Origin of the sequence: Tuberibacillus calidus DSM 17572 (assembly GCF_000430685.1) — a bacterium.
Classification (GTDB): Bacteria; Bacillota; Bacilli; order Bacillales; family Sporolactobacillaceae; genus Tuberibacillus; species Tuberibacillus calidus.
Map to the genome: position 1 here is coordinate 13010 of NZ_KE387197.1, position 26557 is coordinate 39566.

General features: G+C 46.0%; 31 protein-coding genes and 1 other annotated feature. All 31 genes read left to right on the plus strand.

The annotated features are described in order from the left end of the window. Positions 1-11: 11 nt before the first annotated feature. The 31 genes from cysE (at position 12) to rpmC (ending at position 26540) form a co-directional block, all read left to right on the plus strand. A complete protein-coding gene (cysE, locus tag H532_RS19265; protein WP_038112834.1) occupies positions 12-695 on the plus strand; it encodes a serine O-acetyltransferase in 684 nt (227 codons plus the stop codon). Next, positions 676-2079 (plus strand): cysteine--tRNA ligase, encoded by a 1404-nt coding sequence (cysS, locus tag H532_RS0116735; RefSeq protein WP_027726410.1) that lies wholly within the window; start codon positions 676-678, stop codon positions 2077-2079. The genes cysE and cysS overlap by 20 nt, the downstream gene beginning before the upstream one ends. Positions 2080-2081: 2 nt before the next feature. Further along, positions 2082-2549 carry a Mini-ribonuclease 3 gene (locus H532_RS19270; protein WP_051263398.1) on the plus strand — a complete coding sequence of 156 codons (468 nt, stop codon included), beginning with the start codon at positions 2082-2084 and terminating at the stop codon, positions 2547-2549. Beyond that, positions 2542-3285 carry a 23S rRNA (guanosine(2251)-2'-O)-methyltransferase RlmB gene (rlmB, locus tag H532_RS0116745; protein ID WP_027726411.1) on the plus strand — a complete coding sequence of 248 codons (744 nt, stop codon included), beginning with the start codon at positions 2542-2544 and terminating at the stop codon, positions 3283-3285. The genes H532_RS19270 and rlmB overlap by 8 nt, the downstream gene beginning before the upstream one ends. A 2-nt stretch (positions 3286-3287) precedes the next feature. Beyond that, complete coding sequence (locus tag H532_RS0116750) at positions 3288-3794, plus strand: NYN domain-containing protein (RefSeq protein WP_027726412.1); 507 nt, start codon at positions 3288-3290, stop codon at positions 3792-3794. Positions 3795-3867: 73 nt separating this feature from the next. Next, a complete protein-coding gene (sigH, locus tag H532_RS0116755) occupies positions 3868-4515 on the plus strand; it encodes an RNA polymerase sporulation sigma factor SigH (RefSeq protein ID WP_027726413.1) in 648 nt (215 codons plus the stop codon). A 123-nt stretch (positions 4516-4638) separates the two neighbouring features. Further along, complete coding sequence (gene rpmG / locus H532_RS0116760) at positions 4639-4788, plus strand: 50S ribosomal protein L33 (protein ID WP_027726414.1); 150 nt, start codon at positions 4639-4641, stop codon at positions 4786-4788. A 27-nt stretch (positions 4789-4815) separates the two neighbouring features. After that, positions 4816-5010 carry a preprotein translocase subunit SecE gene (gene secE, locus H532_RS0116765; protein WP_038112835.1) on the plus strand — a complete coding sequence of 65 codons (195 nt, stop codon included), beginning with the start codon at positions 4816-4818 and terminating at the stop codon, positions 5008-5010. A 46-nt stretch (positions 5011-5056) separates the two neighbouring features. Beyond that, positions 5057-5590 carry a transcription termination/antitermination protein NusG gene (nusG, locus tag H532_RS0116770; protein ID WP_027726416.1) on the plus strand — a complete coding sequence of 178 codons (534 nt, stop codon included), beginning with the start codon at positions 5057-5059 and terminating at the stop codon, positions 5588-5590. Between the two features lie 284 nt (positions 5591-5874). Next, entirely contained in the window at positions 5875-6300 is a 426-nt protein-coding gene (gene rplK / locus H532_RS0116775; protein WP_027726417.1) for a 50S ribosomal protein L11, read from the plus strand. A 261-nt stretch (positions 6301-6561) separates the two neighbouring features. Beyond that, entirely contained in the window at positions 6562-7248 is a 687-nt protein-coding gene (rplA, locus tag H532_RS0116780; RefSeq protein WP_027726418.1) for a 50S ribosomal protein L1, read from the plus strand. Between the two features lie 52 nt (positions 7249-7300). Beyond that, positions 7301-7456 (plus strand) — a sequence feature (ribosomal protein L10 leader region). A gap of 35 nt (positions 7457-7491) precedes the next feature. Next, positions 7492-7995, plus strand: coding sequence for a 50S ribosomal protein L10 (rplJ, locus tag H532_RS0116785; RefSeq protein ID WP_027726419.1), 504 nt, complete (start codon positions 7492-7494; stop codon positions 7993-7995). A 56-nt stretch (positions 7996-8051) separates the two neighbouring features. Beyond that, positions 8052-8417 (plus strand): 50S ribosomal protein L7/L12, encoded by a 366-nt coding sequence (rplL, locus tag H532_RS0116790; RefSeq protein ID WP_027726420.1) that lies wholly within the window; start codon positions 8052-8054, stop codon positions 8415-8417. Between the two features lie 153 nt (positions 8418-8570). After that, entirely contained in the window at positions 8571-9170 is a 600-nt protein-coding gene (locus H532_RS0116795; protein ID WP_027726421.1) for a class I SAM-dependent methyltransferase, read from the plus strand. Between the two features lie 207 nt (positions 9171-9377). Beyond that, on the plus strand, positions 9378-12899 hold the full coding sequence (rpoB, locus tag H532_RS0116800; RefSeq protein ID WP_027726422.1) for a DNA-directed RNA polymerase subunit beta: 3522 nt from the start codon (positions 9378-9380) through the stop codon (positions 12897-12899). A 43-nt stretch (positions 12900-12942) separates the two neighbouring features. Then, a complete protein-coding gene (gene rpoC, locus H532_RS0116805; RefSeq protein ID WP_027726423.1) occupies positions 12943-16557 on the plus strand; it encodes a DNA-directed RNA polymerase subunit beta' in 3615 nt (1204 codons plus the stop codon). A 125-nt stretch (positions 16558-16682) separates the two neighbouring features. Beyond that, positions 16683-16934 carry a 50S ribosomal protein L7ae-like protein gene (locus tag H532_RS0116810; protein ID WP_027726424.1) on the plus strand — a complete coding sequence of 84 codons (252 nt, stop codon included), beginning with the start codon at positions 16683-16685 and terminating at the stop codon, positions 16932-16934. A 92-nt stretch (positions 16935-17026) separates the two neighbouring features. Then, positions 17027-17443 (plus strand): 30S ribosomal protein S12, encoded by a 417-nt coding sequence (gene rpsL, locus H532_RS0116815; protein ID WP_027726425.1) that lies wholly within the window; start codon positions 17027-17029, stop codon positions 17441-17443. Positions 17444-17485: 42 nt separating this feature from the next. Beyond that, the gene (gene rpsG / locus H532_RS0116820) at positions 17486-17956 is read left to right on the plus strand and encodes a 30S ribosomal protein S7 (RefSeq protein ID WP_027726426.1); all 471 of its coding nucleotides are present in this window, start codon (positions 17486-17488) and stop codon (positions 17954-17956) included. 26 nt (positions 17957-17982) lie between these two features. Continuing rightward, positions 17983-20064 (plus strand): elongation factor G, encoded by a 2082-nt coding sequence (gene fusA, locus H532_RS0116825; protein WP_027726427.1) that lies wholly within the window; start codon positions 17983-17985, stop codon positions 20062-20064. Between the two features lie 129 nt (positions 20065-20193). Next, a complete protein-coding gene (tuf, locus tag H532_RS0116830) occupies positions 20194-21381 on the plus strand; it encodes an elongation factor Tu (RefSeq protein WP_027726428.1) in 1188 nt (395 codons plus the stop codon). Positions 21382-21790: 409 nt separating this feature from the next. Further along, positions 21791-22099, plus strand: a complete 309-nt coding sequence (gene rpsJ / locus H532_RS0116835) for a 30S ribosomal protein S10 (RefSeq protein WP_027726429.1) — start codon at positions 21791-21793, stop codon at positions 22097-22099. A 36-nt stretch (positions 22100-22135) separates the two neighbouring features. Beyond that, entirely contained in the window at positions 22136-22774 is a 639-nt protein-coding gene (gene rplC, locus H532_RS0116840) for a 50S ribosomal protein L3 (RefSeq protein ID WP_027726430.1), read from the plus strand. An 18-nt stretch (positions 22775-22792) separates the two neighbouring features. Further along, complete coding sequence (gene rplD, locus H532_RS0116845; RefSeq protein WP_027726431.1) at positions 22793-23416, plus strand: 50S ribosomal protein L4; 624 nt, start codon at positions 22793-22795, stop codon at positions 23414-23416. Next, positions 23416-23703: a 50S ribosomal protein L23 gene (gene rplW, locus H532_RS0116850; RefSeq protein ID WP_038112839.1), complete on the plus strand. Its 288-nt coding sequence runs from the start codon at positions 23416-23418 to the stop codon at positions 23701-23703. Before rplD ends, rplW begins: the two co-directional genes overlap by 1 nt. Before the next feature lie 26 nt (positions 23704-23729). Then, positions 23730-24560, plus strand: a complete 831-nt coding sequence (gene rplB / locus H532_RS0116855; RefSeq protein ID WP_027726433.1) for a 50S ribosomal protein L2 — start codon at positions 23730-23732, stop codon at positions 24558-24560. 42 nt (positions 24561-24602) lie between these two features. Continuing rightward, positions 24603-24875, plus strand: a complete 273-nt coding sequence (gene rpsS, locus H532_RS0116860) for a 30S ribosomal protein S19 (RefSeq protein ID WP_027726434.1) — start codon at positions 24603-24605, stop codon at positions 24873-24875. 27 nt (positions 24876-24902) lie between these two features. Beyond that, entirely contained in the window at positions 24903-25244 is a 342-nt protein-coding gene (gene rplV / locus H532_RS0116865) for a 50S ribosomal protein L22 (protein ID WP_027726435.1), read from the plus strand. A gap of 3 nt (positions 25245-25247) precedes the next feature. Continuing rightward, positions 25248-25910 (plus strand): 30S ribosomal protein S3, encoded by a 663-nt coding sequence (gene rpsC, locus H532_RS0116870; RefSeq protein WP_027726436.1) that lies wholly within the window; start codon positions 25248-25250, stop codon positions 25908-25910. A 2-nt stretch (positions 25911-25912) separates the two neighbouring features. Further along, positions 25913-26350 (plus strand): 50S ribosomal protein L16, encoded by a 438-nt coding sequence (rplP, locus tag H532_RS0116875; RefSeq protein ID WP_027726437.1) that lies wholly within the window; start codon positions 25913-25915, stop codon positions 26348-26350. Then, on the plus strand, positions 26337-26540 hold the full coding sequence (gene rpmC, locus H532_RS0116880; RefSeq protein WP_027726438.1) for a 50S ribosomal protein L29: 204 nt from the start codon (positions 26337-26339) through the stop codon (positions 26538-26540). Before rplP ends, rpmC begins: the two co-directional genes overlap by 14 nt. The last annotated feature ends 17 nt before the right edge of the window (positions 26541-26557 follow it).

Below are 26557 nucleotides of genomic sequence, written 5' to 3' on the forward strand. Positions count from 1 at the left end.
AGGTGACCCTGATGTTTAAACGATTACGGGAAGATATTGCGGTTGTTTTTGATCAGGACCCTGCCGCACGCCACTGGTTGGAAATTGTTTTAACGTATTCCGGCATCCATGCCATTTGGGCCCATCGCATCGCCCATTGGTTTTATAAAAAAAGATTTTTCTTTATAGCCCGGGCCATCTCGCAGATCAGCCGCTTTTTTACTGGGATTGAGATTCATCCAGGAGCCAAAATTGGCCGCCGTTTCTTCATTGATCACGGCATGGGTGTCGTCATCGGTGAAACATGTGAAATCGGCGATGATGTGACGATTTATCAAGGCGTGACTTTAGGTGGAACCGGAAAAGAGAAAGGGAAGAGGCATCCGACCGTCAAAAATAATGTGCTCATTGCTTCCGGTGCCAAAGTATTAGGATCCATCACCATTGGAGAAAATTCAAAAATCGGTGCCGGTTCGGTTGTGCTGAATGATGTGCCACCGAATTCGACGGTCGTTGGCATACCGGGGAAAGTCGTTCGGCAAAACGGCATGAAGGTCCCCCGCGATCTTAATCATCGTGATTTACCTGATCCGGTTGAAGAGAAATATCAAGCGATGGAAGCGGAAATTCAAGAACTGAAGGCGGAAATTAACGAACTTAAAAGGACGATAAATCTGTTGAAGGATGGTGAACAGCGTGACGCTGAAGGTTTTTAATACATTGTCGAGAGAAAAGGAAGTTTTTGTGCCAGTTGAAGAAGGAAAAGTGAAAATGTATGTCTGCGGTCCTACGGTTTATAACTATATTCATATCGGCAATGCCCGACCCGCCGTCGTCTTTGATACGGTGCGCCGATACCTTGAGTATATAGGGTACGATGTGACATATGTTTCCAATTTTACCGATGTCGATGACCGGCTGATCAATGCCTCCAAAGAACGGGGCGAGGACGTATTAACAATTGCAGAAAGGTTTATAAAGGCTTATAAAGAAGACGTCAGCGCTCTTGGCGTTCGCGAAGCCGATGTTCATCCGCGTGCCACAGAAACCATGCCGGAAATCATCAAGTTTATAGAAAAACTCATCGAACGCGGGTATGCCTATGAATCCGGCGGGGATGTTTATTTCCGAACAAGAAAGTTTAAAGAGTACGGGAAACTCTCGCATCAATCGATTGATGAGTTAAAGGTCGGTGCCCGCATTCAAGTCGGTGAACATAAGGAAGACCCACTGGATTTCACCCTTTGGAAGGCGGCTAAACCCGGTGAGATCAAGTGGGATAGCCCTTGGGGCGAAGGACGGCCGGGCTGGCATATTGAATGCTCGGCGATGGTGGAAAAATATTTGGGGGAAACAATTGACATTCATGCGGGCGGGCAAGATCTCACGTTCCCGCATCATGAAAATGAAATTGCCCAATCCGAAGCTTTACACGGCCGACATATGGCTAATTATTGGCTTCATAACGGGTACATTAAAATTAACAATGAAAAGATGTCGAAGTCGATCGGCAATGTCATTCTTGTGCATGACTTAATACAGAAATACGATCCGAATGTCATCCGCTTTTTTATCCAAACCGTGCACTATCGGCATCCGATTAACTTTAGCGATGATTTGATTCAAAGTGCGGCTCAGTCATTTGACCGTCTGCGGACGACTTACAATAATTTGGAACACCGCTTGTCGAAAAGCGCCGATCTGCTTGAAGGTGAGAAAGTCGATATAGAGCTGAAAAAAACTGAGGAGTTAAGGGCGCGCTTTAAGGCGGAAATGGACGATGATTTTAACACAGCGAATGCCATTTCGGTCATGTTTGATGCCGCCAAAGAAGCTAACCTGCTTTTACGCGATAAAAATTCTTCAAAAGCCTTACTTAAAGCCTACCTCGAATTGTTTGATGAATTTGGCCAAGTTCTTGGTTTGGAATTAAAACAAGCAGAACTTTTGGATCGGGAAATCGAAGCGCTGATCGAACAACGGGAAGAAGCGCGAAAGGTTAAGGATTTTGCGACGGCTGACCGGATTCGCGATGAATTGAAAGGTCGCGGCATCGTTTTGGAAGACACACCCCAAGGCGTAAGATGGAAGAGGCTGTAAAAATGAACGTAAAAAATTTGGTAACAGATATGGTTAACAGCCTGGCTTTGGCATTTGTCGGTGATGCGGTGATGGATCTTTTTGTTCGCCGACGTTTAATAGAAAATGGCGCAGTCAAACCCCATACTTTGCATCGCCAAGCTACACGGTATGTTTCAGCCAAAGCCCAGGCGGCCTCATTGTTTTATCTGATGGAGCAAAACGAGCTGACAGAAAAGGAAGTCTCCGTCGTCCGTCGTGGGCGAAATGCAAAGTCACCGACCGTTCCTAAAAATACAGATGTTCAAACATATCGGTACAGCACCGCTCTTGAAGCTTTAATAGGTTATTTATATTTGGGAAAAGAATACGAACGATTGAATCAATTGCTGGAAAAAATTTGCATGTTTACGGAAAGTGCGGATCACCGCAGTGGAGAAAGGATGACGACGATGACATCGAGATGGAAGGAGGATCATGCCGATGAATGAAGAAATTATCGTTGGGCGTCATCCGGTTTCGGAAGCCATACGGGCCGGTCGTGAGATGAATAAAATTTGGTTTAATAAAGAAAGCCAATTATTAGATGAAAACGTGATGAAACTCATTAAAGAACGCCGCATTACCGTACAGTTTGTGCCAAAGCAAAAATTGGATCGCATCGCGGGGACGACCCGTCACCAGGGAGTCTGTGCCAGCGTTGCTTCCCATAAATATGCCACCATCGATGACCTTTTTCAACGTGCCGAAGCCCGCTCCGAGCAGCCGTTTTTCATCATGCTGGATGGTTTGGAAGACCCACATAATTTAGGCTCGATACTAAGAACGGCGGATGCGGTCGGGGTTCATGGGATTATCATTCCGAAGCACCGCGCTGTCGGTTTAACATCGGTTGTAGCAAAAGCTTCCACAGGAGCCATTGAATATGTGCCTGTCGTGCGAGAAACGAATCTTGCAAGAACGATGGATATGTTGAAAAAAAGAGGGATTTGGTTTGCGGGTACCGCAGCCGATGCCCCCATTGATTATAGGGAAATGAAAGCGGATTTGCCTCTGTGCCTTGTGATCGGCAATGAAGGAAAAGGTCTGTCACGTTTAGTGAGAGAGAAATGTGACTTTTTAATTCGCATCCCGATGGTAGGCAAAGTCACATCGTTAAATGCCTCTGTGGCATGCGCGCTATTAATGTATGAAGTTTACCGTCATCGATACCCAAATGAGGTATAAGCATGAATGTACTCCTCGTTGATGCTTACAACATCATCGGTGCTTGGCCGGATCTAAAAAAGTTGAAAGAACAGGATTTCGAAGCAGCACGGGACAGGTTAATTGAATATATGGCAGAATATCAAGCCTATACCGGCTTTCGGGTCATTGTCATTTTTGACGCCCATATGGTGCCAGGAGCAGAAACTCGCGAAAGAAAACGCAATGTGGAAGTGGTCTACACTCGAGAGAAAGAAACCGCTGATGAATGCATTGAAAAATTGGTCTCCCAGATTAAAGATGTGCAGACGACCGTCTATGTCGCCACATCGGATTATGTCGAACAATGGACGGTTTTTTCACAAGGTGCCCTGCGCAAGTCAGCTAGGGAGCTCTATCGGGAAATGAAAGAGATAGAGAATCAAATCGCGCAAAAAATCGAAGAGAAATATACCCCCAGAAAGAAAGCTTCTGTACGGTTTAATGAGGAAATTATCATGTTGTTTGAGAAATGGCGGCGCGGGAAATAAATTTGTTGACGATTCAAAAATTTGGCCAGTATAATAATATTATTATAAAGGCTTATGGTCGGGGGGGATCGGTATGAGCATAAAGCTAGAAGTGAATAGCAATAAATTTGACGCCATGGAAGATGAAGACATTGTAAAATGTGTTCATGAAGGTGACCTTCAAGCCCTCGAATATATGATTCATAAGTATAAAAATTTTGTACGTGCCAAAGCGAAATCATATTTTCTCATAGGGGCGGATCGCGAAGATATTATACAAGAAGGTATGATCGGCCTTTATAAAGCGATTCGTGATTTTAAAGGAGACAAGCTATCCACTTTTAAGGCCTTTGCCGAGTTGTGCATTACCCGCCAAATGATTACCGCTGTCAAAACAGCAACCCGCCAAAAGCATATTCCACTCAACTCTTATGTTTCTTTGGACAAGCCTATTTATGATGAAGAATCGGAACGGACGCTTCTCGATGTCATTAGCACTTCTCGGGTTTCTGACCCCGAGCAGATGCTAATCAACAGGGAGAAATATGATGATATTGAAGTTAAAATATCAGAAATATTAAGCGATTTAGAACAAAAGGTTCTTATGCTTTACCTTGATGGGCGTACATATCAGGAAATATCCGCTGATTTAAAACGCCACGTGAAATCCATCGACAACGCTTTACAAAGAGTGAAACGAAAATTAGAACGTTATTTGGAAATAAAAGAACTTAGTTTGTAAGGATATCTTTAATAGGTTCAAGGCGACTTGACGTGCGTTGACAGCCCAATTGGCCTGTGATAAAGTGAAACCAGTTATCGTTATATCGTTATTTTGGTTATAAATGATAGAAAAGGTGTTCATATGCGCAAAAAAGTCATTTTAGCATGTGAAGTTTGCCAACAACGCAATTATACAACAACGAAAAACACAGCCCATTCATCCGAACGGCTTGAATTCAAAAAGTTTTGCAGCCGTTGTAATGAGCATACCATTCATCGTGAAACGAAGTAGGAAAAGTTTTTGTTGGGGGTAAAGGCCATGTCAGGCATCTTGAAGAAATCTAATCAATTTTTTAGAAATGTCGTCGTTGAGTTAAAAAGGGTCAAATGGCCGACGCGTAAAGAGTTGATCAGCTACACCATCACAGTATTAGTGACGGTGGCTTTTTTGGTCGCCTTTTTTGCCGCGATAGATTTAGGGATCTCCGCATTATTGCGTTTGATTACAAAATAAGGTTGTAGGGTTAGGGAAAAAGTTTCGGGAAAGGATTATTTGCTTTATGGAGAAAAATTGGTATGTGGTTCACACCTACTCCGGCTATGAAAATAAAGTCAAAGCTAATTTGGAGAAACGTGTGGAGTCCATGGGCATGTCGGATAAAATCTTCAGAATCCTAGTGCCGATGGAAGAGGAAACCGAAATTAAAAATGGCCAAAAGAAAACCGCGATGAAAAAGGTATTTCCCGGTTATGTCTTGGCAGAAATGATTATGACGGATGACTCGTGGTATGTTGTCCGCAACACGCCTGGGGTGACCGGATTCGTAGGTTCATCCGGTGGCGGATCGAAACCGACCCCCCTATTACCCGAAGAAGTGGATGCTATTTTGAAGAAAATGGGCATTCAGGATAAAAAAGTGGAAGTCGATTTCGCATTAAAAGAACAAGTACGGGTGAAAGAAGGGCCGTTTGCCGATTTTGTCGGAACCATCGAAGAAATTGACAAGGAAAAAGGTAAAGTTAAAGTCCATGTCAATATGTTTGGCCGAGAAACACCTGTAGAACTCGATTTTGACCAAGTTGAAAGAGTTTAAATCAGCTTGCATTCATTGAAAACAGAATGTATAATTTAAATTGTTTGCATTGACTGTTGAAATTTATATATCGGTGGCAAGCCACGCGGAAAAGCCGGTGAGGTAGCGCTTGGTTATAAGCAAAAGCCTCTGGTAGCGAAAGGCAAGCGCCGATCGAAACCGTTCCGAACGGTAATTGTCATGCAAAAACGATTATTTCGGTTAATATAATGGTTTACCGAACGCCTGGGAAAGTGGGAGGGCATTAAGCCCGTACCGCATCACAGACTAAGGAGGTGGGTCTCATGGCCAAGAAAGTCATCAAAGTTGTAAAATTGCAAATCCCTGCAGGTAAAGCTAATCCGGCACCGCCTGTTGGTCCTGCATTAGGTCAAGCAGGAATTAACATTATGGGATTTTGTAAGGAATTTAATGCAAAAACAGCCGACCAAGCCGGGCTGATTATTCCGGTAGAAATTACGGTTTTTGAAGACCGTTCGTTTACTTTCATCACCAAAACGCCGCCGGCAGCCGTTCTTCTGAAAAAAGAAGCCGGCATCGAATCCGGATCTGGTGAACCGAATAAAAAGAAAGTCGCAACGTTAAAACGCGCTAAAGTTCGTGAAATTGCCGAACTGAAAATGCCGGATTTAAATGCAGCTAGCGTTGAAGCGGCAATGCGCATGGTTGAAGGCACCGCCCGTAGTATGGGCATTGTCATCGAAGATTAATCTGCTAAACGCACCAATCACACTATTTACAAGTGATTGGGGTGCGGGCATCGTCATTGAAGATTAATCCACAAAACACCCCAATCACCGTTGTAAAGGATTGGGGTGTGGGCATTGTTTTTGCCTCACCTAAATCATTGCCAACATTTTGCTGGCTACTCCAGCGGCTAAACGGCCGCTTTTTCTTTGCAGAATCAATTTTCTGCTTTGTTTCATTAGGTGGGAGGGTAAACCGTTAAACCACGAAGGAGGATTAGTCGTATGGCTAAGAAAGGAAAACGTTTATTGGAAGCGGCGAAAAAAATCGACCGTAGCCGAGCTTATGACATTGAAGAAGCCGTAAAATTAGTAAAAGAAGCGGCATCTGCCAAATTTGATGAATCAGTTGATGTGGCTGTTCGCCTTGGGGTTGACCCGCGTAAAAACGACCAACAGGTTCGTGGTGCGGTCGTTCTGCCGCACGGAACAGGTAAAACCCAACGTGTGCTTGTGCTCGCAAAAGGTGAAAAAGCCAAAGAAGCCGAAGCAGCAGGTGCTGATTATGTCGGCGACCAAGAATACATTGATAAAATCAGCCAAGGTTGGTTTGATTTTGACGTGATCGTCGCAACGCCGGACATGATGCCACAAGTTGGTAAACTCGGTCGTGTGCTTGGTCCGAAAGGCTTAATGCCGAACCCGAAAACCGGTACTGTAACCATGGATGTTGCTAAAGCCGTCAAAGAAATCAAAGCCGGTAAAGTCGAATACCGTGCCTATAATGATGGAAACGTCCATGCCCCAATCGGCAAAGTATCTTTCGATGATGAAAAATTAGTTGAAAACTTTAAGACGTTCATCGAAGCTATCATTAAAGCAAAACCTCCAGGTGCAAAAGGTACCTATATCAAAAACATTTCTATCTCTTCGACGATGGGTCCCGGAGTAAAAGTTGCTGTAAGTAAATAGTTAAATCTGGAACTTGACACCGTCTAAGAGTTAAAATATAATTCAACATGGTTATTATATAAGGAACATGCCTGAGACAGCAGGTGTGCTTGATGCACTTAATATCCTGCCGAGGCGATCGGAACTTTGAATAAATCTTGAGATTTATTTGGTTATCTGATCACAATCGCCCTCATGTCTCGGACATGAGGGCATTTTTGTTAGTCGCCTCGGGCATATCATTCCTAACCGGGAGGTGGAAACATGAGTGTCAGTGCGATTGAAAAGAAGCAACAAGTTGTAAACGAACTCGTTGAAAAACTCAAAGCCAGTGTTTCAACCATCGTTGTTGACTATCGCGGCTTGAATGTTGCTGAAGTGACGGAACTTCGCAAACAATTGCGTGAAGCTGGTGTTGAATTTAAGGTGTACAAAAACACCTTGTTGCGCCGTGCTACGGCCGAAACAGGCTACACCGATCTTGATGAAGTCTTGGTCGGACCAACGGCGATTGCTTTTAGCAATGAAGATGTCGTTGCTCCTGCCAAATTGTTGCACGACTTTGCCAAGGATCATGAGGCGCTTGAAATTAAGTCCGGCATTATTGAAGGTAAAGTCGCGAGCGTTGATGAAATTAAGGCCCTTGCCAATCTACCATCGCGCGAAGGTTTGCTTTCTATGCTGCTTAGCGTCCTTCAAGCACCAATTCGCAACTTTGCTTTGGCGGCCAAAGCAGTGGCTGAACAAAAAGAAGAGCAGGGCGCTTAATCATTTCACTTTAAAAGTTTTAGAGGATATCAATAAATTAAAGGAGGATCTCATCCATGACAAAAGAAGAAATTATCAGTGCGATAAAAGAAATGTCTGTGCTTGAATTGAATGACTTGGTTAAAGCTATCGAAGAAGAATTTGGCGTTACTGCCGCTGCTCCGGTTGCTGTTGTCGGTGGTGCCGGCGCTGCTCCTGCAGCTGAAGAAAAAACGGAATTTGATGTTGTGCTTGCCGATGCCGGCGCAACCAAAATTAAAGTTATTAAAGTTGTTCGCGAGTTGACAGGTCTTGGCCTGAAAGAAGCAAAAGACCTCGTAGACAACGCGCCGAAACCGATTAAAGAAGGCGTAAGCAAAGAAGAAGCTGAAGAAATTAAAGCGAAACTCGAAGAAATTGGCGCATCTGTTGAATTGAAATAGTCTTTACTGCTTAAGATTGAGCCCGCATGCAATACCGCGGGCTTTTTCTCATTCACACGCCTGTTAAGCGCCGTGCGGTATGGAATATCGGTGTTTTGTTTATGTTAGTAATTGGATTCCTCTAATTGTGTCACTTCATAAAGGAGGCTGCGAATGGACGACCATTATTACAGCCCTCAACCCCAATCAGCCAGTCGACCGAAAGAAATTGAATTCCGGATAAAAGGGCATGTTTTAACCCTCAAGACCGACCGCGGGGTTTTTTCTAAAGAAAATGTCGATTTCGGCACGCGATTACTCATCGAAACCTTTGAATTTCCCAATATTGAAGGGCCGTTGCTTGATATGGGCTGCGGTTATGGGGTGATCGGCCTTTCGATGAAGGCTCTATACCCTGACAAAAAAGTCACCATGGTCGATATCAATGAACGGGCGGTTGCGCTCGCATCCGAAAATGCGCGCCTCAATGGACTCGATGCTAACGTCTTCCAAAGCAATTTGTATGACCGTGTCACTGGGCATTATGCGGCGATTATCTCAAACCCTCCGATTCGCGCTGGAAAAAAAGTCGTCCATAATATACTAGAAGGAGCAAAGGAGTTTCTTCTTCCGGGAGGCGAACTTTGGGTCGTCATCCAAAAAAAGCAAGGCGCTCCTTCGGCTTTAAAGAAGCTACAAGAAACTTACGACGAAGTATCTGTTGTCCAAAAAAGTAAAGGCTATTATGTCATCTGCGCGAAGAAGGCCGGTTGAATCTATTTTGTTATTACGACGACAGCTGCTATGTATTTTCGTTGACGCTATATATGTCTTGTGATAACATAGTTAAATGCCATCATTCACTGTTTCGAAGGCATGTATAAATCAAACACTTTTTGGAAAAAATTTTCAAATACGTTTACAACGGGAAACTTCATGTTTGCCGCTTTTTCAATATGGAAGATTTGAGGGGTGAATGAGTTGACAGGTCATATCGTGCAGTACGGGCGTCATCGTCAGCGCCGGAGTTATGCCCGCATCAAAGAAGTGTTGGAACTCCCCAATCTCATCGAAATTCAAACTTCTTCGTATCAAGAGTTTCTTGAAGAAGGTCTACGTGAAATGTTTGAAGACATTTCACCCGTCGAAGACTTTACTGGCAATCTTCTGCTGGAATTTATTGACTATAGTTTGGGAGAACCCAAGTATAGTGTCGAAGAATCCAAGTCGCGTGATGTGACCTATGCGGCACCGCTTCGGGTCAAAGTCCGTTTGATTAACAAAGAAACGGGTGAGGTTAAAGAACAGGAAGTCTTTATGGGCGATTTCCCGTTGATGACCGAGTCCGGTACTTTTATTATCAACGGCGCCGAACGTGTCATTGTCTCGCAACTTGTCCGCTCTCCAAGTGTGTATTTTAACCCGAAAATAGACAAAAACGGTAAAAAGGGTTTAACAGCAACCGTCATTCCTAATCGCGGGGCGTGGTTGGAATTTGAGACGGATGCCAAAGATGTTGTTTATGTCCGTATTGATCGGACGCGAAAGCTTCCGATTACCGTTTTACTTAGAGCGCTTGGCTTTAGCACCGACCAAGAAATCATTGATTTGCTCGGTGAAGATGAATACTTAAAAAATACACTTGAGAAGGACAACACGGACGGAACGGAAAAGGCTTTAATAGAAATATATGAACGACTCCGCCCAGGTGAACCACCGACCGTTGAAAACGCCAAAGGTTTATTGGAATCGCGCTTTTTTGATCCTAAACGCTATGATTTGGCGAATGTCGGTCGCTATAAAATCAATAAAAAGCTTCATATAAAAAATCGGCTTTTCAATCAAAGGCTGGCAGAAAAACTCGTTGACCCGGATACTGGAGAGGTTGTGGCAGAAGAAGGCACCTTCTTAGATCGCCGTACACTTGATCGTTTGTTGCCAATTATCGAAAAGAAATTAGGCTTTCAAACGTATCACCTGCAATCCGGCATCGCAGAAGGCCAAGAGATTTTACTACAATCCATTAGCATTTATGCCCCTGATGATGAAGATGGGGAACGCGTTCTAAAAGTTATCGGCAATGGTGTGGTCGATGCCAAGGTGAAACACATCACGCCAGCAGATATTATTGCTTCCATCAGCTACTTCTTTAATCTTCTGCATGGCGTCGGAAATACCGATGACATTGACCATTTAGGGAATCGACGGTTGCGTTCGGTCGGTGAGCTTTTACAAAATCAATTCCGCATCGGCTTGACGAGAATGGAACGGGTCATTCGCGAACGCATGTCCATTCAGGATCCCAATGCCATTACGCCGCAAGCACTCATCAATATTCGTCCGGTGATTGCGTCCATTAAGGAGTTTTTCGGTAGCTCTCAGCTATCTCAGTTCATGGACCAAACCAATCCGCTCGCGGAATTAACGCATAAGCGACGTCTGTCGGCACTTGGCCCGGGCGGTTTGACGAGGGAACGCGCGGGCTATGAAGTGCGTGACGTGCACTATTCCCACTATGGACGGATGTGTCCGATCGAAACGCCTGAAGGCCCGAACATTGGCTTGATCAACTCGCTATCGACCTATGCTAAAGTAAATAAATATGGTTTTATCGAAACGCCTTATCGGCGCGTTGACCCGGAAACAGGTAAAGTGACCGACCACATCGACTATTTAACGGCTGATGAGGAAGATAACTATGTTGTCGCTCAAGCTAACGCGAAGCTTGATGAGGAAGGCCGTTTTGCTGATGAGAGAATCATCGCCCGTTTCCGCGGCGAAAATATCGTTGTTCCAAGAGACCGGGTAGATTATATGGATGTTTCGCCGAAACAAATTGTCTCGGCGGCGACGGCTTGTATCCCGTTTTTGGAAAACGATGACTCCAACCGCGCGTTGATGGGTGCAAACATGCAGCGCCAGGCGGTGCCGCTTCTCAAACCAGAAGCGCCGCTCGTCGGGACGGGCATGGAATTTGTTTCCGCTCAAGACTCCGGCGCAGCTGTGCGGGCGAAACACGCTGGCCGAGTGGAATATGTTTCGTCCACAAAAATTAAAGTGCGAACGATTGAAAAAATCGACGGCAAAGAAGTTGAAGGTGACATCGTCACCTATAAGCTACAAAAATATGAACGTTCCAACCAAGGCATGTGTTATAATCAGCGCCCCATTGTAAAGAAAGGCGACTATGTAGAAAAGGGGGAAATTCTTGCTGATGGCCCTTCCATGGATAAGGGCGAATTGGCTTTAGGGCGCAATGTTCTCGTTGCCTTTATGACTTGGGAAGGGTATAACTACGAAGATGCCATCATCATGAGTGAAAATCTCGTTAAAGATGATGTGTATACATCGATTCATATTGAAGAGTATGAGTCAGAATCCCGCGATACGAAATTGGGACCGGAAGAAATCACTCGAGACATTCCGAATGTCGGCGAAGATGCGTTGAAAAACCTTGATGAACGGGGCATTGTCCGCATTGGTGCCGAAGTTAGGGATGGTGACATTCTTGTCGGCAAGGTCACACCTAAAGGCGTGACAGAACTGACGGCTGAAGAACGATTACTGCATGCCATCTTTGGTGAAAAAGCCCGTGAAGTGCGTGATACGTCGTTGCGCGTCCCGCACGGAGGCGGCGGTATCGTACACGATGTAAAAATCTTCAACCGCGAAGACGGTGATGAATTGCCTCCGGGTGTAAATCAACTCGTTCGCGTATACATCGTACAAAAACGGAAAATCCACGTCGGAGACAAGATGGCCGGACGCCACGGGAATAAAGGGGTTATCTCCCGGATCCTGCCGGTGGAAGACATGCCGTTCTTACCGGATGGTACACCGATTGATATCATGTTAAATCCGCTTGGCGTGCCTTCTCGGATGAACATCGGGCAAGTGCTCGAGCTCCATTTAGGGATGGCGGCGCGTAAATTGGGTATTTACGTCGCCACACCGGTATTTGATGGGGCTCGCGAAGATGATGTCTGGAATACGCTCGAAGAAGCCGGGCTGCCCAAAGACGGGAAAACCATTTTATATGATGGCCGAACCGGAGAACCTTTTGATAATCGCATTTCAGTCGGCGTCATGTACATGATTAAGCTGGCCCACATGGTCGATGATAAGCTGCATGCTCGCTCCACAGGTCCGTACTCACTGGTTACACAACAGCCGCTTGGTGGTAAAGCCCAATTCGGCGGTCAAAGGTTCGGTGAGATGGAAGTATGGGCGCTCGAAGCCTATGGTGCGGCCTATACACTACAAGAAATCCTTACGGTCAAATCCGACGATGTCGTCGGACGCGTCAAAACGTACGAAGCGATTGTCAAAGGTGAAAGCGTCCCTGAGCCGGGCGTTCCTGAGTCCTTTAAAGTTTTAATTAAGGAATTGCAAAGTCTTGGCTTAGACGTTAAGGTGCTGTCAGGCGATGAAGAAGAAATTGATATTCGCGAGATCGATGAAGAAGATGAAACGTCTAGCGACACCCTTAACGTGAACGCTTAAAACGGGTCACGAGAACATTCTGGACTGTAGGGAGGTTGCTCCTTTGTTAGATGTCAATAAATTTGAGTACATGAAAATCGGTTTGGCTTCGCCAAATAAAATCCGTTCTTGGTCCCACGGTGAAGTGAAAAAGCCCGAAACGATCAATTATAGAACGCTTAAACCCGAAAAAGACGGTTTGTTCTGTGAACGCATTTTCGGTCCAACCAAAGACTGGGAATGCCACTGTGGTAAATATAAACGCGTCCGTTATAAAGGGGTCGTCTGCGACCGCTGCGGCGTTGAAGTCACGCGTGCGAAGGTACGCCGCGAGCGCATGGGTCATATTGAGCTCGCGGCTCCGGTATCGCATATTTGGTATTTTAAAGGTATACCGAGCCGGATGGGGTTATTACTCGATATGTCGCCAAGGGCGCTTGAGGAAGTTATCTATTTTGCTTCCTATGTTGTCACGGACCCTGGCGACACCCCGCTTGAGAAAAAACAATTGTTATCCGAGAAGGAATACCGTGCTTATAGAGAAAAGTACGGAAATAGCTTTAAAGCCGGCATGGGCGCCGAAGCCATTAAGAAGCTCCTTCAAGATGTTGACCTAGATAAAGAAGTCGAGATTTTGAAAGAAGAATTAAAAACTGCTCAAGGGCAAAGGAAAACTCGTGCCATTAAACGCTTAGAGGTTTTGGAAGCCTTCAGGCATTCCGATAATGAACCGTCGTGGATGATCCTAGACGTCCTTCCTGTCATCCCGCCTAAATTAAGGCCGATGGTTCAGCTTGACGGTGGGCGTTTTGCGACGAGTGACCTCAACGATCTTTATCGCCGCGTGATTAACCGTAATAACCGTTTAAAACGCTTGCTCGATCTTGGTGCGCCAAGCATCATTGTTCAAAATGAAAAACGGATGCTGCAAGAAGCGGTTGACGCATTAATCGACAACGGCCGCCGGGGTCGACCGGTTACTGGGCCGGGAAACCGTCCGTTGAAATCTTTGTCTCATATGTTAAAAGGCAAACAAGGTCGTTTCCGCCAAAACTTATTAGGAAAACGCGTTGACTATTCGGGTCGTTCGGTTATCGTCGTTGGGCCAAACTTACAAATGTACCAATGCGGTCTGCCGAAAGAAATGGCCTTGGAATTATTTAAGCCTTTTGTTATGAAAGAGCTGGTAAACAAAGGGATTGCTCACAACATTAAGAGTGCAAAACGGAAAGTCGAAAAAGTGCATCCGGAAGTATGGGGCGTTCTGGAAGAAGTCATTAAAGAACATCCAGTGTTATTAAACCGGGCCCCAACGTTGCACAGACTCGGCATTCAGGCCTTTGAACCGGTCTTGGTTGAAGGGCGAGCCATTAGGCTACACCCATTAGTATGTACTGCCTATAACGCAGACTTTGACGGTGACCAAATGGCGGTTCACGTCCCGCTTTCTGCCGAAGCCCAAGCCGAAGCAAGGATCTTAATGCTTGCCGCTCAAAACATCCTGAACCCAAGGGATGGTACACCGGTCGTTACGCCTTCTCAAGATATGGTTTTAGGAAACTACTATCTGACATTAGAAAGAGCAGGCGCGCTTGGTGAAGGCAAGGTCTTTAAAGACCCGGATGAGGCATTGATTGCTTATCAAAATGGCTATGTGCATTTGCATACGCGAATTGCTTTGCCTGCTAAAACGCTTAAAAACCCGACATTTACGGAAGAACAAAACAAACAATATTTAATCACAACCGTTGGGAAGTTGATCTTTAACCGGATTTTGCCGGAATCCTTCCCTTACATCAACGAACCGACGCGTTATAATTTAGAAACAGCGACGCCGGAGAAGTATTTTGTTCCGATTGGGACGGATATTCCAAAAGAAATTGCCTCCCGTGAAATTGTTCCGCCGTTTAAGAAGGGCATTTTGGGTGATATCATCTCTGAGGTGTTTAAACGGTTTAAAATTACTGAAACCTCGCGGATGCTTGACCGTATGAAAGCCCTCGGGTTTTCTTATTCAACAAAAGCGGGTATTACGATCAGCGTTGCCGATATCGTCGTCTTGCCTGAAAAGCAGGAAATTCTCGCGGAAGCTGAAGAGAAAGTCAATAAAGTCATGAAGCAGTTCCGCAGAGGTTTAATCACTGAAGAGGAACGTTATGAACGGGTCATCTCCATTTGGAGTGCCGCAAAAGATACCATTCAAGAGCGTTTGATGGATTCTCTTGAATCCACCAACCCGATTTTCATGATGAGCGATTCGGGTGCCCGTGGTAACGCATCAAACTTTACGCAATTGGCAGGGATGCGCGGCTTAATGGCCAACCCATCTGGACGGATTATTGAATTGCCCATCCGCTCGAGCTTCCGTGAAGGGCTCACCGTTTTGGAATACTTTATTTCGACTCACGGTGCCCGCAAAGGTTCGACGGATACAGCTCTCAAGACGGCTGACTCGGGTTATTTGACCCGCCGCCTCGTAGATGTCGCACAAGATGTCATCGTTCGTGAAGAAGACTGCGGCACGGACCGCGGCTTAAAAATCACCGCTATTCGTGATGGAAACGAAGAAATTGAAAGTCTGTATGAACGGATGGTCGGACGTACTGCTCATGAAACAGTTGTCCACCCTGAATCCGGTGAGGTGCTCATTCATAAAGGTGACCTCATCACCGAAGATCAAGCCAAGGCTGTGGTTGATGCCGGCATTGAATCGGTAACGATCAGGTCCGTCTTTATGTGCGATACTCCGCACGGTGTCTGCAAAAAATGTTATGGACGAGATCTGGCGGTCGGTTCTGAGGTCGAAGTGGGTGAAGCCGTCGGCATTATCGCTGCGCAATCCATCGGTGAACCAGGGACACAGCTTACCATGCGTACCTTCCATACAGGTGGTGTTGCGGGTGATGACATCACGCAAGGTCTCCCGAGGATTCAAGAGCTGTTTGAAGCAAGGAATCCGAAAGGCCAAGCGGTGATTTCAGAAATTCATGGTACGGTAACCGCGATTACCGATCAAAAAGACAAACGAGAAATCACTGTACAAGGTGAAATCGAGACGCGGAAATATAACATCAATTTTGGCGCCAGAATTAAAGTGTCCGAAGGCGACATCGTTGAACCGGGTCAAGTGTTAACGGAAGGCTCGATTGACCCGAAAGAGTTGTTGCATGTCTCTGGCATTGAAGGCGTACAAAATTATATCTTGAAAGAAGTCCAAAAAGTTTATCGCATGCAAGGTGTTGAAATTGGCGATAAACATATCGAGGTCATGGTACGGCAAATGATGCGCAAGATTAAAATCGTTGATCCAGGTGACACTGACGTATTGCCAGGATCATTGGTTGACATTAGAACATTCCGGAATATCAATAGAGAAGTTATCGCCAAGGGCGGCATTCCAGCGACCGGACGTCCGAAACTCCTTGGGATTACGAAAGCCTCTCTTGAAACGGAATCGTTCCTGTCTGCTGCATCATTCCAAGAAACGACACGTGTGTTGACGGATGCCGCTATTAAAGGAAAACGCGATGAACTTTTAGGCTTGAAAGAAAACGTGATCATCGGCAAACTCGTTCCAGCTGGTACCGGTATGACGCGTTACCGCCGGATCAACATCGTAAAACCGAATGAAGAAAAAGCCGAATCCGCATCCGAAGAATTAGTGAATACGGAAAGTTAAACCCAGTACAGGCTTTGGAAAAATGCGGTTTGACCTTAATGATGGAATGTCTTGACAAGGTGGAGCACTCAGTGATATGATAACGGAGTGCTCCGGAAACCTTGTTGCTTTGGAGGATGTTTTGTATGTCTTATGATAAAGTGACAAAGGCAGGAAATGGTATTATTATAGGTACCAAACAGTCCATCAAGGCAATTAAAGAAGACCGCGTTCGTGAAGTTATTATTGCCTCTGATGCGGATGAACGCGTCACTGGGAAAATCCTCGACATCGCTCGGGAAAAGGCTATTCCGATTACAACGGTGGATTCCATGAAGAAGCTCGGGAAAGCCTGCGGGATTGATGTCGGTGCGGCTGCGGTGGCCTTGATCAAATAATTCGCCTGGGGAAACCCATGCGCATCTTTTTTGCTACAAAATGACCCACCTGGAACTGTGGGTTTAGAAATGATGGAAGGGAGGCTGTTCGAATGCCAACAATTAACCAATTGGTTCGCAAAGGCCGTAAGTCGAAAACGCAAAAATCTGACTCTCCGGCGCTAAATAAAGGGTACAATAGTTTAAGAAAAACCTTGACTAACCAATCTTCACCACAAAAGCGCGGTGTGTGCACACGTGTCAGCACCATTACGCCGAAAAAGCCGAACTCGGCACTTCGTAAAATTGCCCGTGTTCGCTTGACGAACGGTATCGAAGTCACGGCTTATATTCCGGGGATCGGCCATAATTTGCAAGAGCACAGCGTTGTTTTGATCCGCGGCGGACGTGTTAAAGACTTGCCAGGTGTGCGCTATCACATCATTCGCGGTGCGTTGGATACTGCTGGTGTGGAAAACCGCAAACAAGGCCGTTCCAAATACGGCGCGAAACGTCCAAAAGCGAAATAATGTTATTAGACATGCGATAGGAAATGGAAAGGAGGGGAACCGATGCCACGCAAAGGTCCTGTTGAAAAAAGAGATGTTTTACCAGATCCGATCTATAACTCTAAGCTTGTTACACGCCTCATTAACCGGATTATGAAAGACGGTAAAAAAGGCAAAGCTGAAGCTATTTTATATAAAGCGTTTGATATCATTCGTGAACGCACGAATCAAGATCCGATGGAAGTCTTCGATCAGGCGATGAAAAATGTTATGCCTGTCCTTGAGGTACGCGCCCGTCGTGTAGGTGGTGCAAACTATCAAGTGCCAGTCGAAGTTCGTCCGGATCGCCGCATTTCTTTGGGGTTGCGTTACATTGTGAACTATGCCCGTCTGCGCGGTGAAAAGACCATGGTCGAAAAGCTCGCAGGTGAAATCATTGATGCGGCTAACAACACGGGTCAAGCCGTGAAAAAACGCGAAGATATGCATAAGATGGCGGAAGCAAACAAAGCGTTTGCTCACTATCGTTGGTAATTTATATAGAGAAAGGAGAGAGACCCGTGCCAAGAGAATTCCCACTTGAGAAAACGCGGAATATCGGGATCATGGCTCACATTGATGCCGGTAAAACCACGACGACGGAACGTATCTTGTTCTATTCCGGGCGTATTCATAAGATCGGGGAAACCCACGAAGGCGCCTCCCAGATGGACTGGATGGAACAAGAACAAGAACGTGGGATTACCATCACCTCGGCGGCGACGACCTGCCAATGGAAAGGTCATCGGGTCAACATCATTGACACGCCGGGACACGTCGATTTTACAGTCGAAGTGGAACGCTCGTTGCGCGTCCTCGATGGTGCGGTAACGGTTCTGGATGCCCAATCGGGTGTTGAACCGCAAACGGAAACCGTTTGGCGCCAAGCGACGACATATGGAGTACCGCGAATTGTCTTTGTAAATAAAATGGACAAAATCGGCGCGGACTTCCTCTATTCAACGCAAACGTTGCACGATCGTCTCGGAGCCAATGCGCATCCGATTCAATTACCGATCGGTGTCGAGGATGAATTCAGAGGCATCATTGACCTTGTAGAAATGAAAGCCTATTTCTATGAAGATGACCTCGGTACGCGCATTGAAGCCGATGATATTCCCGCAGAATATATGGATCAAGCTCAAGAATATCGTGACAAACTCATCGAAGCGGTCTCTGAATTTGATGAGGAGCTCATGATGAAATACCTTGAAGGTGAAGAACTGACAACGGAAGAAATTAAAGCGGCCATTCGCAAAGCGACGATTTCCGTTGAATTCTTCCCGGTTCTTTGTGGTTCTGCCTTCAAAAACAAAGGCGTTCAACTCATGCTCGACGCGGTCATTGATTACTTGCCTTCGCCGATCGACATCCCTGCCATTAAAGGTGTGGCTGTTGGCTCCGAAGAGGAAATTGTCCGCAAGGCTGATGACAATGAGCCGTTTGCTGCTCTCGCCTTTAAAGTTATGACTGACCCGTTTGTCGGGAAGTTGACCTTCTTCCGGGTTTATTCCGGAACGGCTGAAGCCGGCTCGTATATTCAAAACTCAACAAAAGGCAAACGCGAACGCTTGGGCCGTATTTTGCAAATGCATGCCAATACGCGGACGGAAATCAAAAACGTCTATGCGGGTGACATTGCTGCTGCAGTAGGCTTGAAGGATACGACTACCGGGGATACGCTTTGTGACGAAAAGCATCAAGTCATTCTTGAGTCTATGGAATTCCCAGAACCGGTTATTTCGGTAGCGATTGAGCCGAAAACGAAATCCGACCAAGACAAGATGGCACAAGCTTTGCAAAAGCTTGCTGAAGAAGACCCGACCTTTAAAGCAAAAACGGATGAAGAAACCGGCCAAACGATCATCTCCGGTATGGGTGAGCTTCACTTAGATATTATCGTGGACCGGATGCGCCGCGAATTTAAAGTGGAATGTAACGTCGGTTCACCGCAAGTGGCTTATCGTGAAACGATTCGCAAAGCCGGTAAAGCTGAAGGTAAATTCGTCCGTCAATCCGGGGGCCGCGGTCAATACGGTCACGTTTGGATTGAGTTTGAACCGCTTGAAGAAGGCGGCGGATTTGAATTCGTCGACAAGATCGTCGGCGGTGTCGTTCCGCGTGAATATATTCCGGCCGTTGAAGCTGGCTTGCGCGATGCGATTCAAAACGGCTTGATCGCAGGATACCCGGTTGTGGACATTCGCGCCACCTTGTTTGACGGATCCTATCACGATGTCGACTCCAGTGAAATGGCCTTCAAAATTGCCGCTTCCATGGCGCTTAAGAAGGCAAGGGAAATTTGCGATCCGGTGCTTCTGGAACCCATCGAAAAAGTCGAAGTGGTTATTCCTGAAGAATACCTCGGTGACATTATGGGTGACATCACAAGCCGTCGTGGCCGTGTCGAAGGTATGGAAGCACGCGGCAACGCTCAAGTTGTAAAAGCTTTTGTTCCGCTTTCGGAAATGTTCGGTTATGCCACCTCCTTGCGTTCTGCAACACAAGGCCGCGGCACCTTCACGATGGTCTTTGACCACTATGAAGAAGTACCGAAAAACATTGCGGAAGAAATTATTAAAAAAGCCACCGGCGGTAAATAAGATAAACCGCCGGAAGGCATTGTCTCAAACATAAGTTTATTGTAAGCTAAGGGAGACGGACATACTGTTCAACCTTAGTCAACATAATATTAAAATAATGTTTAGTACTTAAAGGAGGAAAATTCTCTTATGGCTAAAGCTAAATTTGACCGTTCCAAACCCCACGTTAACATTGGAACAATCGGTCACGTTGACCATGGTAAAACCACTTTGACAGCTGCGATTACGACCGTACTTGCTAAACAAGGTAAAGCTGAAGCACGCGCCTACGACCAAATCGACGGTGCGCCAGAAGAAAAAGAACGCGGCATCACGATTGCAACCGCTCACGTTGAATACGAAACAGATGCCCGTCACTATGCACACGTTGACTGCCCTGGACACGCTGACTATGTTAAAAACATGATTACGGGTGCCGCTCAAATGGACGGCGCGATCTTGGTTGTTTCCGCTGCTGACGGCCCAATGCCGCAAACACGCGAACACATCCTTCTGTCCCGCCAAGTTGGTGTACCTTACATCGTTGTGTTCTTGAACAAAGTTGACATGGTTGACGACGAAGAACTGCTCGAACTCGTTGAAATGGAAGTTCGTGACCTTCTTTCTGAATACGACTTCCCAGGCGACGACGTTCCGGTTATCAGAGGTTCCGCTCTGAAAGCTCTTGAAGGCGACGCTGATTATGAAGCTAAAATCCTTGAATTGATGGATGCTGTCGACGAATACATCCCGACACCTGAACGTGAAGTTGACAAGCCTTTCATGATGCCTGTCGAAGACGTATTCTCGATTACCGGTCGTGGTACTGTTGCTACGGGTCGTGTTGAACGCGGTCAAGTTAAAGTTGGAGACGAAGTTGAAATCCTCGGTTTAACCGAAGAACCGAAGAAAACAACCGTTACCGGTGTTGAAATGTTCCGTAAAATTCTCGACTATGCTGAAGCCGGTGATAACATCGGTGCATTGCTCCGTGGTATCGACCGTAACGAAGTTGAACGCGGCCAAGTGCTGATCAAGCCGGGCACGGTTAAAGCACACACCAAATTCACCGCACAAGTTTACGTCTTGACCAAAGAAGAAGGCGGCCGTCATAAACCATTCTTCAGTGGTTACCGTCCGCAATTCTACTTCCGTACAACAGACGTTACCGGCACAATCCAACTTCCGGAAGGAACCGAAATGGTTATGCCTGGCGATAACGTCGAAATGACGGTTGAATTGATTGCACCAATCGCCATCGAAGAAGGCACGAAATTCTCTATTCGTGAAGGTGGCCGTACCGTTGGTGCCGGATCCGTTGCCAGCATTATCGAATAATTACTCCTAAAATAAAGCACTCCCATAGGGGAGTGCTTTTTAATATGATAAGAATGTCTATCCTTTTCAGGCCAGCATAAGAGTAAATTTTCGTTAGAAAATTAAGCGGGGGTCGTTCAAGTAAAGATTCATTGTAAGGTATATTTGGTAATGTTTACTGTAACGCCTTTCGACTTGAATTCCAGTATATGCCCCGATACAATAGAAAGGCGAGTGCTTGCCACGTTTGCAAGGAATTTTTTCAAAGAAAACTTGCACTAGGTGGCTGTTTTTTATATAATAAGAAATGTTGGTTTTAGCGATGAAGCGGAAGGTTGCGGATACACCCGGCCCCTTTGCCATGGCGGGGTGATTCGGAAATTTTCGTGGAGTAGTCTGTTTTAAAATGGACGACAAAGGAGGGAAAATAATGGCAAAGCAAAAAATTCGCATTCGTTTAAAAGCTTATGATCATCGTATTTTGGATCAATCGGCTGAGAAAATTGTAGAAACGGCGAAGCGTTCCGGCGCGAAGGTATCGGGTCCAATTCCGCTTCCTACCGAGAAATCCGTTTATACGATTTTGCGGGCGGTTCATAAGTACAAAGATTCGCGTGAACAATTTGAAATGCGCACTCATAAGCGTTTGATCGACATCGTCAATCCGACGCCGGCAACCGTAGACTCGTTGATGCGTCTGGATTTACCATCTGGTGTCGACATCGAAATTAAACTCTAATTCAAACAAGAAAATGACTTTTAGGAGGTGTTACGGATGACCAAAGGTATCTTGGGTAAAAAAATCGGCATGACGCAAATCTTTACCGAAAACGGTGATTTGTTGGCAGTTACCGTCGTGCAAGCAGGCCCAAACGTTGTATTGCAAAAGAAAACCATTGAAAACGACGGTTATGAAGCCATTCAGCTTGGTTTTGACGACGAGCACGAAGCTCGCGCTAATAAACCAGCGAAAGGACATGCCGAAAAAGCAGGCACTGCACCTAAGCGCTTCGTGAAGGAAATCCGTGATGTAAATCTTGCCGACTATGAAGTTGGTCAAGAAGTTAAAGTTGATATATTCAAAGAAGGCGACATTGTTGATGTTACTGGGATCTCCAAAGGTAAAGGATTCCAAGGTTCCATTAAACGTCACAATCAACACCGCGGACCGATGAGTCACGGTTCACACTATCATCGCGTCTCTGGTTCTATGGGCTCAATCACAGCCAACCGGGTATTTAAAGGTAAAAAACTCCCGGGACGCATGGGTGGAGACAAAGTCACCATCCAAAACCTTGAAATTGTAAAAGTCGATCCGGAACGCAATTTGCTTCTGATTAAAGGCAATGTTCCGGGTGCGAAAAAGAGCTACCTCACCATTAAATCCGCAGTTAAAGCGACGGAAAATAAATAAGGAAAGGGGGATGTTTTCATGCCAAAACTAGCGGTATTAGATATAACCGGAAAACAAGTTGGAGAAATCGAATTAAATGATGCTGTGTTCGGTATTGAGCCGAATGAACACGTTGTTTATGAAGCGGTTGTGATGCAACAAGCTTCGTTGCGTCAAGGCACACACGCCACCAAAAATCGCTCGGCTGTTCGCGGCGGCGGAAGAAAACCGTGGCGGCAAAAAGGTACAGGCCGTGCCCGTCAAGGATCCATCCGCGCTCCGCAATGGGTTGGCGGCGGTACTGTTTTTGGTCCGACGCCGAGAAGCTACAGCTACAAGCTGCCGAAAAAAGTTCGTCGTTTAGCCATTAAATCGGCGCTTTCCGCTAAAGTGCGCGACAATGAAACGATCGTTGTCGATCAACTCGCGATGGAAGCTCCGAAAACGAAGGCTTTCGTTGAAGTCTTAAAGAATCTTTCCGTTAACGAAAAAGCCCTTGTTGTTATCAATAATGAGCATGAGCCGACTGCGCTTTCAGCTCGAAACATCCCGACGGTAAAACTCGTCACAGCGGATCAAGTCAATGTCTACGACGTTGTTAACGCCGGCAAATTGATCATGACGAAGGATGCCGCCGAAAAATTAGGGGAGGTGCTGGCATAATGGATGCACGTGATGTAATCAAGCGCCCCGTAATCACTGAACGTTCGACTGAATTGATGGTCGATAAGAAATATACGTTTATCGTTGATCGTCGTGCGAATAAATCTCAAATCAAACGCGCCGTTGAGGAGATTTTTGGCGTAAAAGTGGCAAAAGTCAACACCATGAACTATGATGGCAAATTCAGACGCTTTGGCCGTTATACCGGCTATACGCCCAAACGGAAAAAAGCGATTGTCACCTTAACGCCAGACAGCAAAGATCTCGAATTCTACGAAGGCGTTTAATAAAACAGCAGAAGGAGGGAAACAACATGGCGATTAAAAAGTACAAACCGACCAGCAATGGCCGTCGCAACATGACATCTCTGGATTTCAGCGAAATTACCACAGATACTCCGGAAAAATCGCTCTTGGTTCCGCTGCCCAAAAAAGCTGGACGCAATAACCAAGGGAAGTTGACGGTTCGTCACCATGGCGGCGGACATAAGCGCAAATATAGAATCATTGATTTTAAACGCAACAAAGATGGCGTACCAGGCCGCGTTGCTACGATCGAATACGATCCAAACCGTACGGCAAACATTGCATTGATTCACTACAAAGACGGTGAAAAACGCTATATTTTAGCGCCAAAAGGTCTGGAAGTAGGCATGGAAATTGTCTCCGGTCCAGATGCCGATATCAAAGTAGGGAATGCTTTACCGCTTAAAAATATCCCTGTAGGTACCGTTGTTCATAACATTGAATTAAAACCTGGCCATGGGGGTCAACTCGTTCGTAGTGCCGGTGCTGAAGCACAAATCCTCGGTAAAGAAGGAAAATACGTGCTCGTTCGCTTGAGCTCTGGCGAAGTCCGCATGATTCTTGAAACATGCCGTGCTACCGTTGGCCAAGTGGGCAATCTCGAACATGAACTTGTTAAAATTGGTAAAGCTGGCCGTTCTCGTTGGAAAGGCATTCGCCCGACCGTTCGCGGTTCCGTTATGAACCCGAATGATCACCCGCATGGTGGTGGTGAAGGTCGTGCGCCAATCGGTCGCAAATCACCAATGACACCTTGGGGTAAACCAACGCTTGGTTATAAAACCCGTAAGCGCAATAAAGCTTCTGATAAATTTATTGTACGCAGAAGGAAAAAATAATAGGTTTTTAAAGTGTGAAAAACCGAAAAAGGAGGTTGACCAATGGGTCGCAGCCTAAAAAAAGGACCATTTGTAGATGATCACCTGATGAAAAAGGTTCTTGCATTAGGTAACGAAAGAAAAGTCATCAAAACATGGTCGAGACGCTCAACTATTTTTCCTGAATTCGTAGGGCATACCATTGCGGTTTACGATGGCCGCAAACACGTGCCTGTCTATATTACGGAAGATATGGTCGGTCACAAGCTCGGCGAGTTTGCGCCAACGCGCACTTACCGCGGGCATTCTAAAGACGACAAAAAAACAGGTCGTTAAGTCCGAATCCGAGAGGAGGCATAACACATGCAAGCTAAAGCTGTCGCAAGAACTGTGCGCGTCGCTCCTCGCAAAGCCCGCCTGGTCGTAGACCTTATTCGCGGTAAAGCGGTTGGAGAGGCGTTCGCCATTCTGCGGAACACGAACAAAGCGGCTTCACCGATTGTTGAAAAAGTGTTGAAATCCGCAGTTGCTAACGCAGAACACAATTATGAAATGGATCCGGAATCTTTAGTTGTAGAAAGCATTTTTGTGGATGAAGGGCCGACGCTGAAACGCTTCCGCCCACGTGCACGAGGCAGTGCTGGACGGATCAATAAACGCACGAGCCACATCACCATCATTGTATCGGATAAAAAGGAGGGATAATGCGTGGGACAAAAAGTTAACCCGATAGGCATGCGGATCGGTTTTATTCGCGATTGGGAATCGAAATGGTATGCTGACAAAAAACATTATGCGGAATATCTTCACGAAGACCTCAAGATCCGCGAATATATCGAAAAACGACTGAAAGATGCAGCCGTATCCAGCATCGAACTCGAACGGGCCGCTAACCGCATCAATGTAACCATCAAAACGGCGAAACCGGGTATGGTTATTGGTAAAGGCGGTTCTGAAGTAGAAGCCCTTCGTAAATCCTTAAACGCATTAACCGGAAAAAAAGTTCATGTGAATATTTTTGAAATTAAACAAGCGGACTTGGATGCCAAATTAGTGGCTGAAAATATTGCCCGTCAATTGGAAAATCGTGTTTCCTGGCGTCGTGCTCAAAAACAATCGATCTCTCGAGCAATGAGAGCAGGAGCCAAAGGGATCAAAACACAAGTATCCGGACGTTTGGGTGGTGCAGATATCGCCCGTTCTGAAGACTACAGCGAAGGTACAGTACCACTACACACGCTCCGTGCCGATATCGATTACGGTACAGCCGAAGCTGATACAACCTATGGCAAATTAGGAGTTAAAGTGTGGATTTATCGTGGGGAAGTCCTTCCGACCAAAGGTGCGAACAATAAGGAAGGAGGCCAATAATCATGTTGATGCCAAAACGCGTGAAATATCGCAGACACCATCGCGGAAAAATGCGTGGGCGTGCCAAAGGCGGCACTGAAGTAGCATTTGGCGAATTTGGCTTACAAGCAACAACAGCGGCATGGATTACCAGCCGACAAATCGAAGCGGCTCGTATTGCCATGACTCGTTATATGAAACGTGGCGGTAAAGTTTGGATTAAAATTTTCCCGCAAAAACCTTATACCAAAAAGCCTCTTGAAGTTCGGATGGGTTCCGGTAAAGGTGCCCCTGAAGGTTGGGTCGCTGTCGTCAAACCAGGCAAAGTGATGTTTGAGGTTGGCGGCGTCTCCGAAGAGGTCGCACGCGAAGCGCTTCGTCTAGCTTCTCACAAGCTGCCTGTAAAGACGAAGTTCGTAAAACGCGAAGAAGTGGGTGGTGACGTCAATGAAAGCAACTGACATCCGCAACATGACGACTGCCGAAGTTGAACAAAAAATCAAAGCTTTGAAAGAAGAGCTTTTTAACCTGCGTTTTCAATTAGCGACCGGACAATTAGAAAATCCGGCTCGCCTTCGTGAGGTACGTAAGGATATTGCACGTGCCAAAACGATTTTGCGCGAACGGGAATTGAAAATCCAAAACGGTTAACCGAAAGGAGGGCTCCT

Bases quoted from the DNA above. Each gene is read 5' to 3' on its own strand.
- cysE (WP_038112834.1), top strand. From the start codon at position 12: ATGTTTAAACGATTACGGGAAGATATTGCGGTTGTTTTTGATCAGGAC.
- H532_RS19270 (WP_051263398.1), top strand. From the start codon at position 2,082: ATGAACGTAAAAAATTTGGTAACAGATATGGTTAACAGCCTGGCTTTG.
- rlmB (WP_027726411.1), top strand. From the start codon at position 2,542: ATGAATGAAGAAATTATCGTTGGGCGTCATCCGGTTTCGGAAGCCATA.
- H532_RS0116750 (WP_027726412.1), top strand. From the start codon at position 3,288: ATGAATGTACTCCTCGTTGATGCTTACAACATCATCGGTGCTTGGCCG.
- sigH (WP_027726413.1), top strand. From the start codon at position 3,868: ATGAGCATAAAGCTAGAAGTGAATAGCAATAAATTTGACGCCATGGAA.
- rpmG (WP_027726414.1), top strand. From the start codon at position 4,639: ATGCGCAAAAAAGTCATTTTAGCATGTGAAGTTTGCCAACAACGCAAT.
- secE (WP_038112835.1), top strand. From the start codon at position 4,816: ATGTCAGGCATCTTGAAGAAATCTAATCAATTTTTTAGAAATGTCGTC.
- nusG (WP_027726416.1), top strand. From the start codon at position 5,057: ATGGAGAAAAATTGGTATGTGGTTCACACCTACTCCGGCTATGAAAAT.
- rplK (WP_027726417.1), top strand. From the start codon at position 5,875: ATGGCCAAGAAAGTCATCAAAGTTGTAAAATTGCAAATCCCTGCAGGT.
- rplA (WP_027726418.1), top strand. From the start codon at position 6,562: ATGGCTAAGAAAGGAAAACGTTTATTGGAAGCGGCGAAAAAAATCGAC.
- rplJ (WP_027726419.1), top strand. From the start codon at position 7,492: ATGAGTGTCAGTGCGATTGAAAAGAAGCAACAAGTTGTAAACGAACTC.
- rplL (WP_027726420.1), top strand. From the start codon at position 8,052: ATGACAAAAGAAGAAATTATCAGTGCGATAAAAGAAATGTCTGTGCTT.
- H532_RS0116795 (WP_027726421.1), top strand. From the start codon at position 8,571: ATGGACGACCATTATTACAGCCCTCAACCCCAATCAGCCAGTCGACCG.
- H532_RS0116810 (WP_027726424.1), top strand. From the start codon at position 16,683: ATGTCTTATGATAAAGTGACAAAGGCAGGAAATGGTATTATTATAGGT.
- rpsL (WP_027726425.1), top strand. From the start codon at position 17,027: ATGCCAACAATTAACCAATTGGTTCGCAAAGGCCGTAAGTCGAAAACG.
- rpsG (WP_027726426.1), top strand. From the start codon at position 17,486: ATGCCACGCAAAGGTCCTGTTGAAAAAAGAGATGTTTTACCAGATCCG.
- tuf (WP_027726428.1), top strand. From the start codon at position 20,194: ATGGCTAAAGCTAAATTTGACCGTTCCAAACCCCACGTTAACATTGGA.
- rpsJ (WP_027726429.1), top strand. From the start codon at position 21,791: ATGGCAAAGCAAAAAATTCGCATTCGTTTAAAAGCTTATGATCATCGT.
- rplC (WP_027726430.1), top strand. From the start codon at position 22,136: ATGACCAAAGGTATCTTGGGTAAAAAAATCGGCATGACGCAAATCTTT.
- rplD (WP_027726431.1), top strand. From the start codon at position 22,793: ATGCCAAAACTAGCGGTATTAGATATAACCGGAAAACAAGTTGGAGAA.
- rplW (WP_038112839.1), top strand. From the start codon at position 23,416: ATGGATGCACGTGATGTAATCAAGCGCCCCGTAATCACTGAACGTTCG.
- rplB (WP_027726433.1), top strand. From the start codon at position 23,730: ATGGCGATTAAAAAGTACAAACCGACCAGCAATGGCCGTCGCAACATG.
- rpsS (WP_027726434.1), top strand. From the start codon at position 24,603: ATGGGTCGCAGCCTAAAAAAAGGACCATTTGTAGATGATCACCTGATG.
- rplV (WP_027726435.1), top strand. From the start codon at position 24,903: ATGCAAGCTAAAGCTGTCGCAAGAACTGTGCGCGTCGCTCCTCGCAAA.
- rplP (WP_027726437.1), top strand. From the start codon at position 25,913: ATGTTGATGCCAAAACGCGTGAAATATCGCAGACACCATCGCGGAAAA.
- rpmC (WP_027726438.1), top strand. From the start codon at position 26,337: ATGAAAGCAACTGACATCCGCAACATGACGACTGCCGAAGTTGAACAA.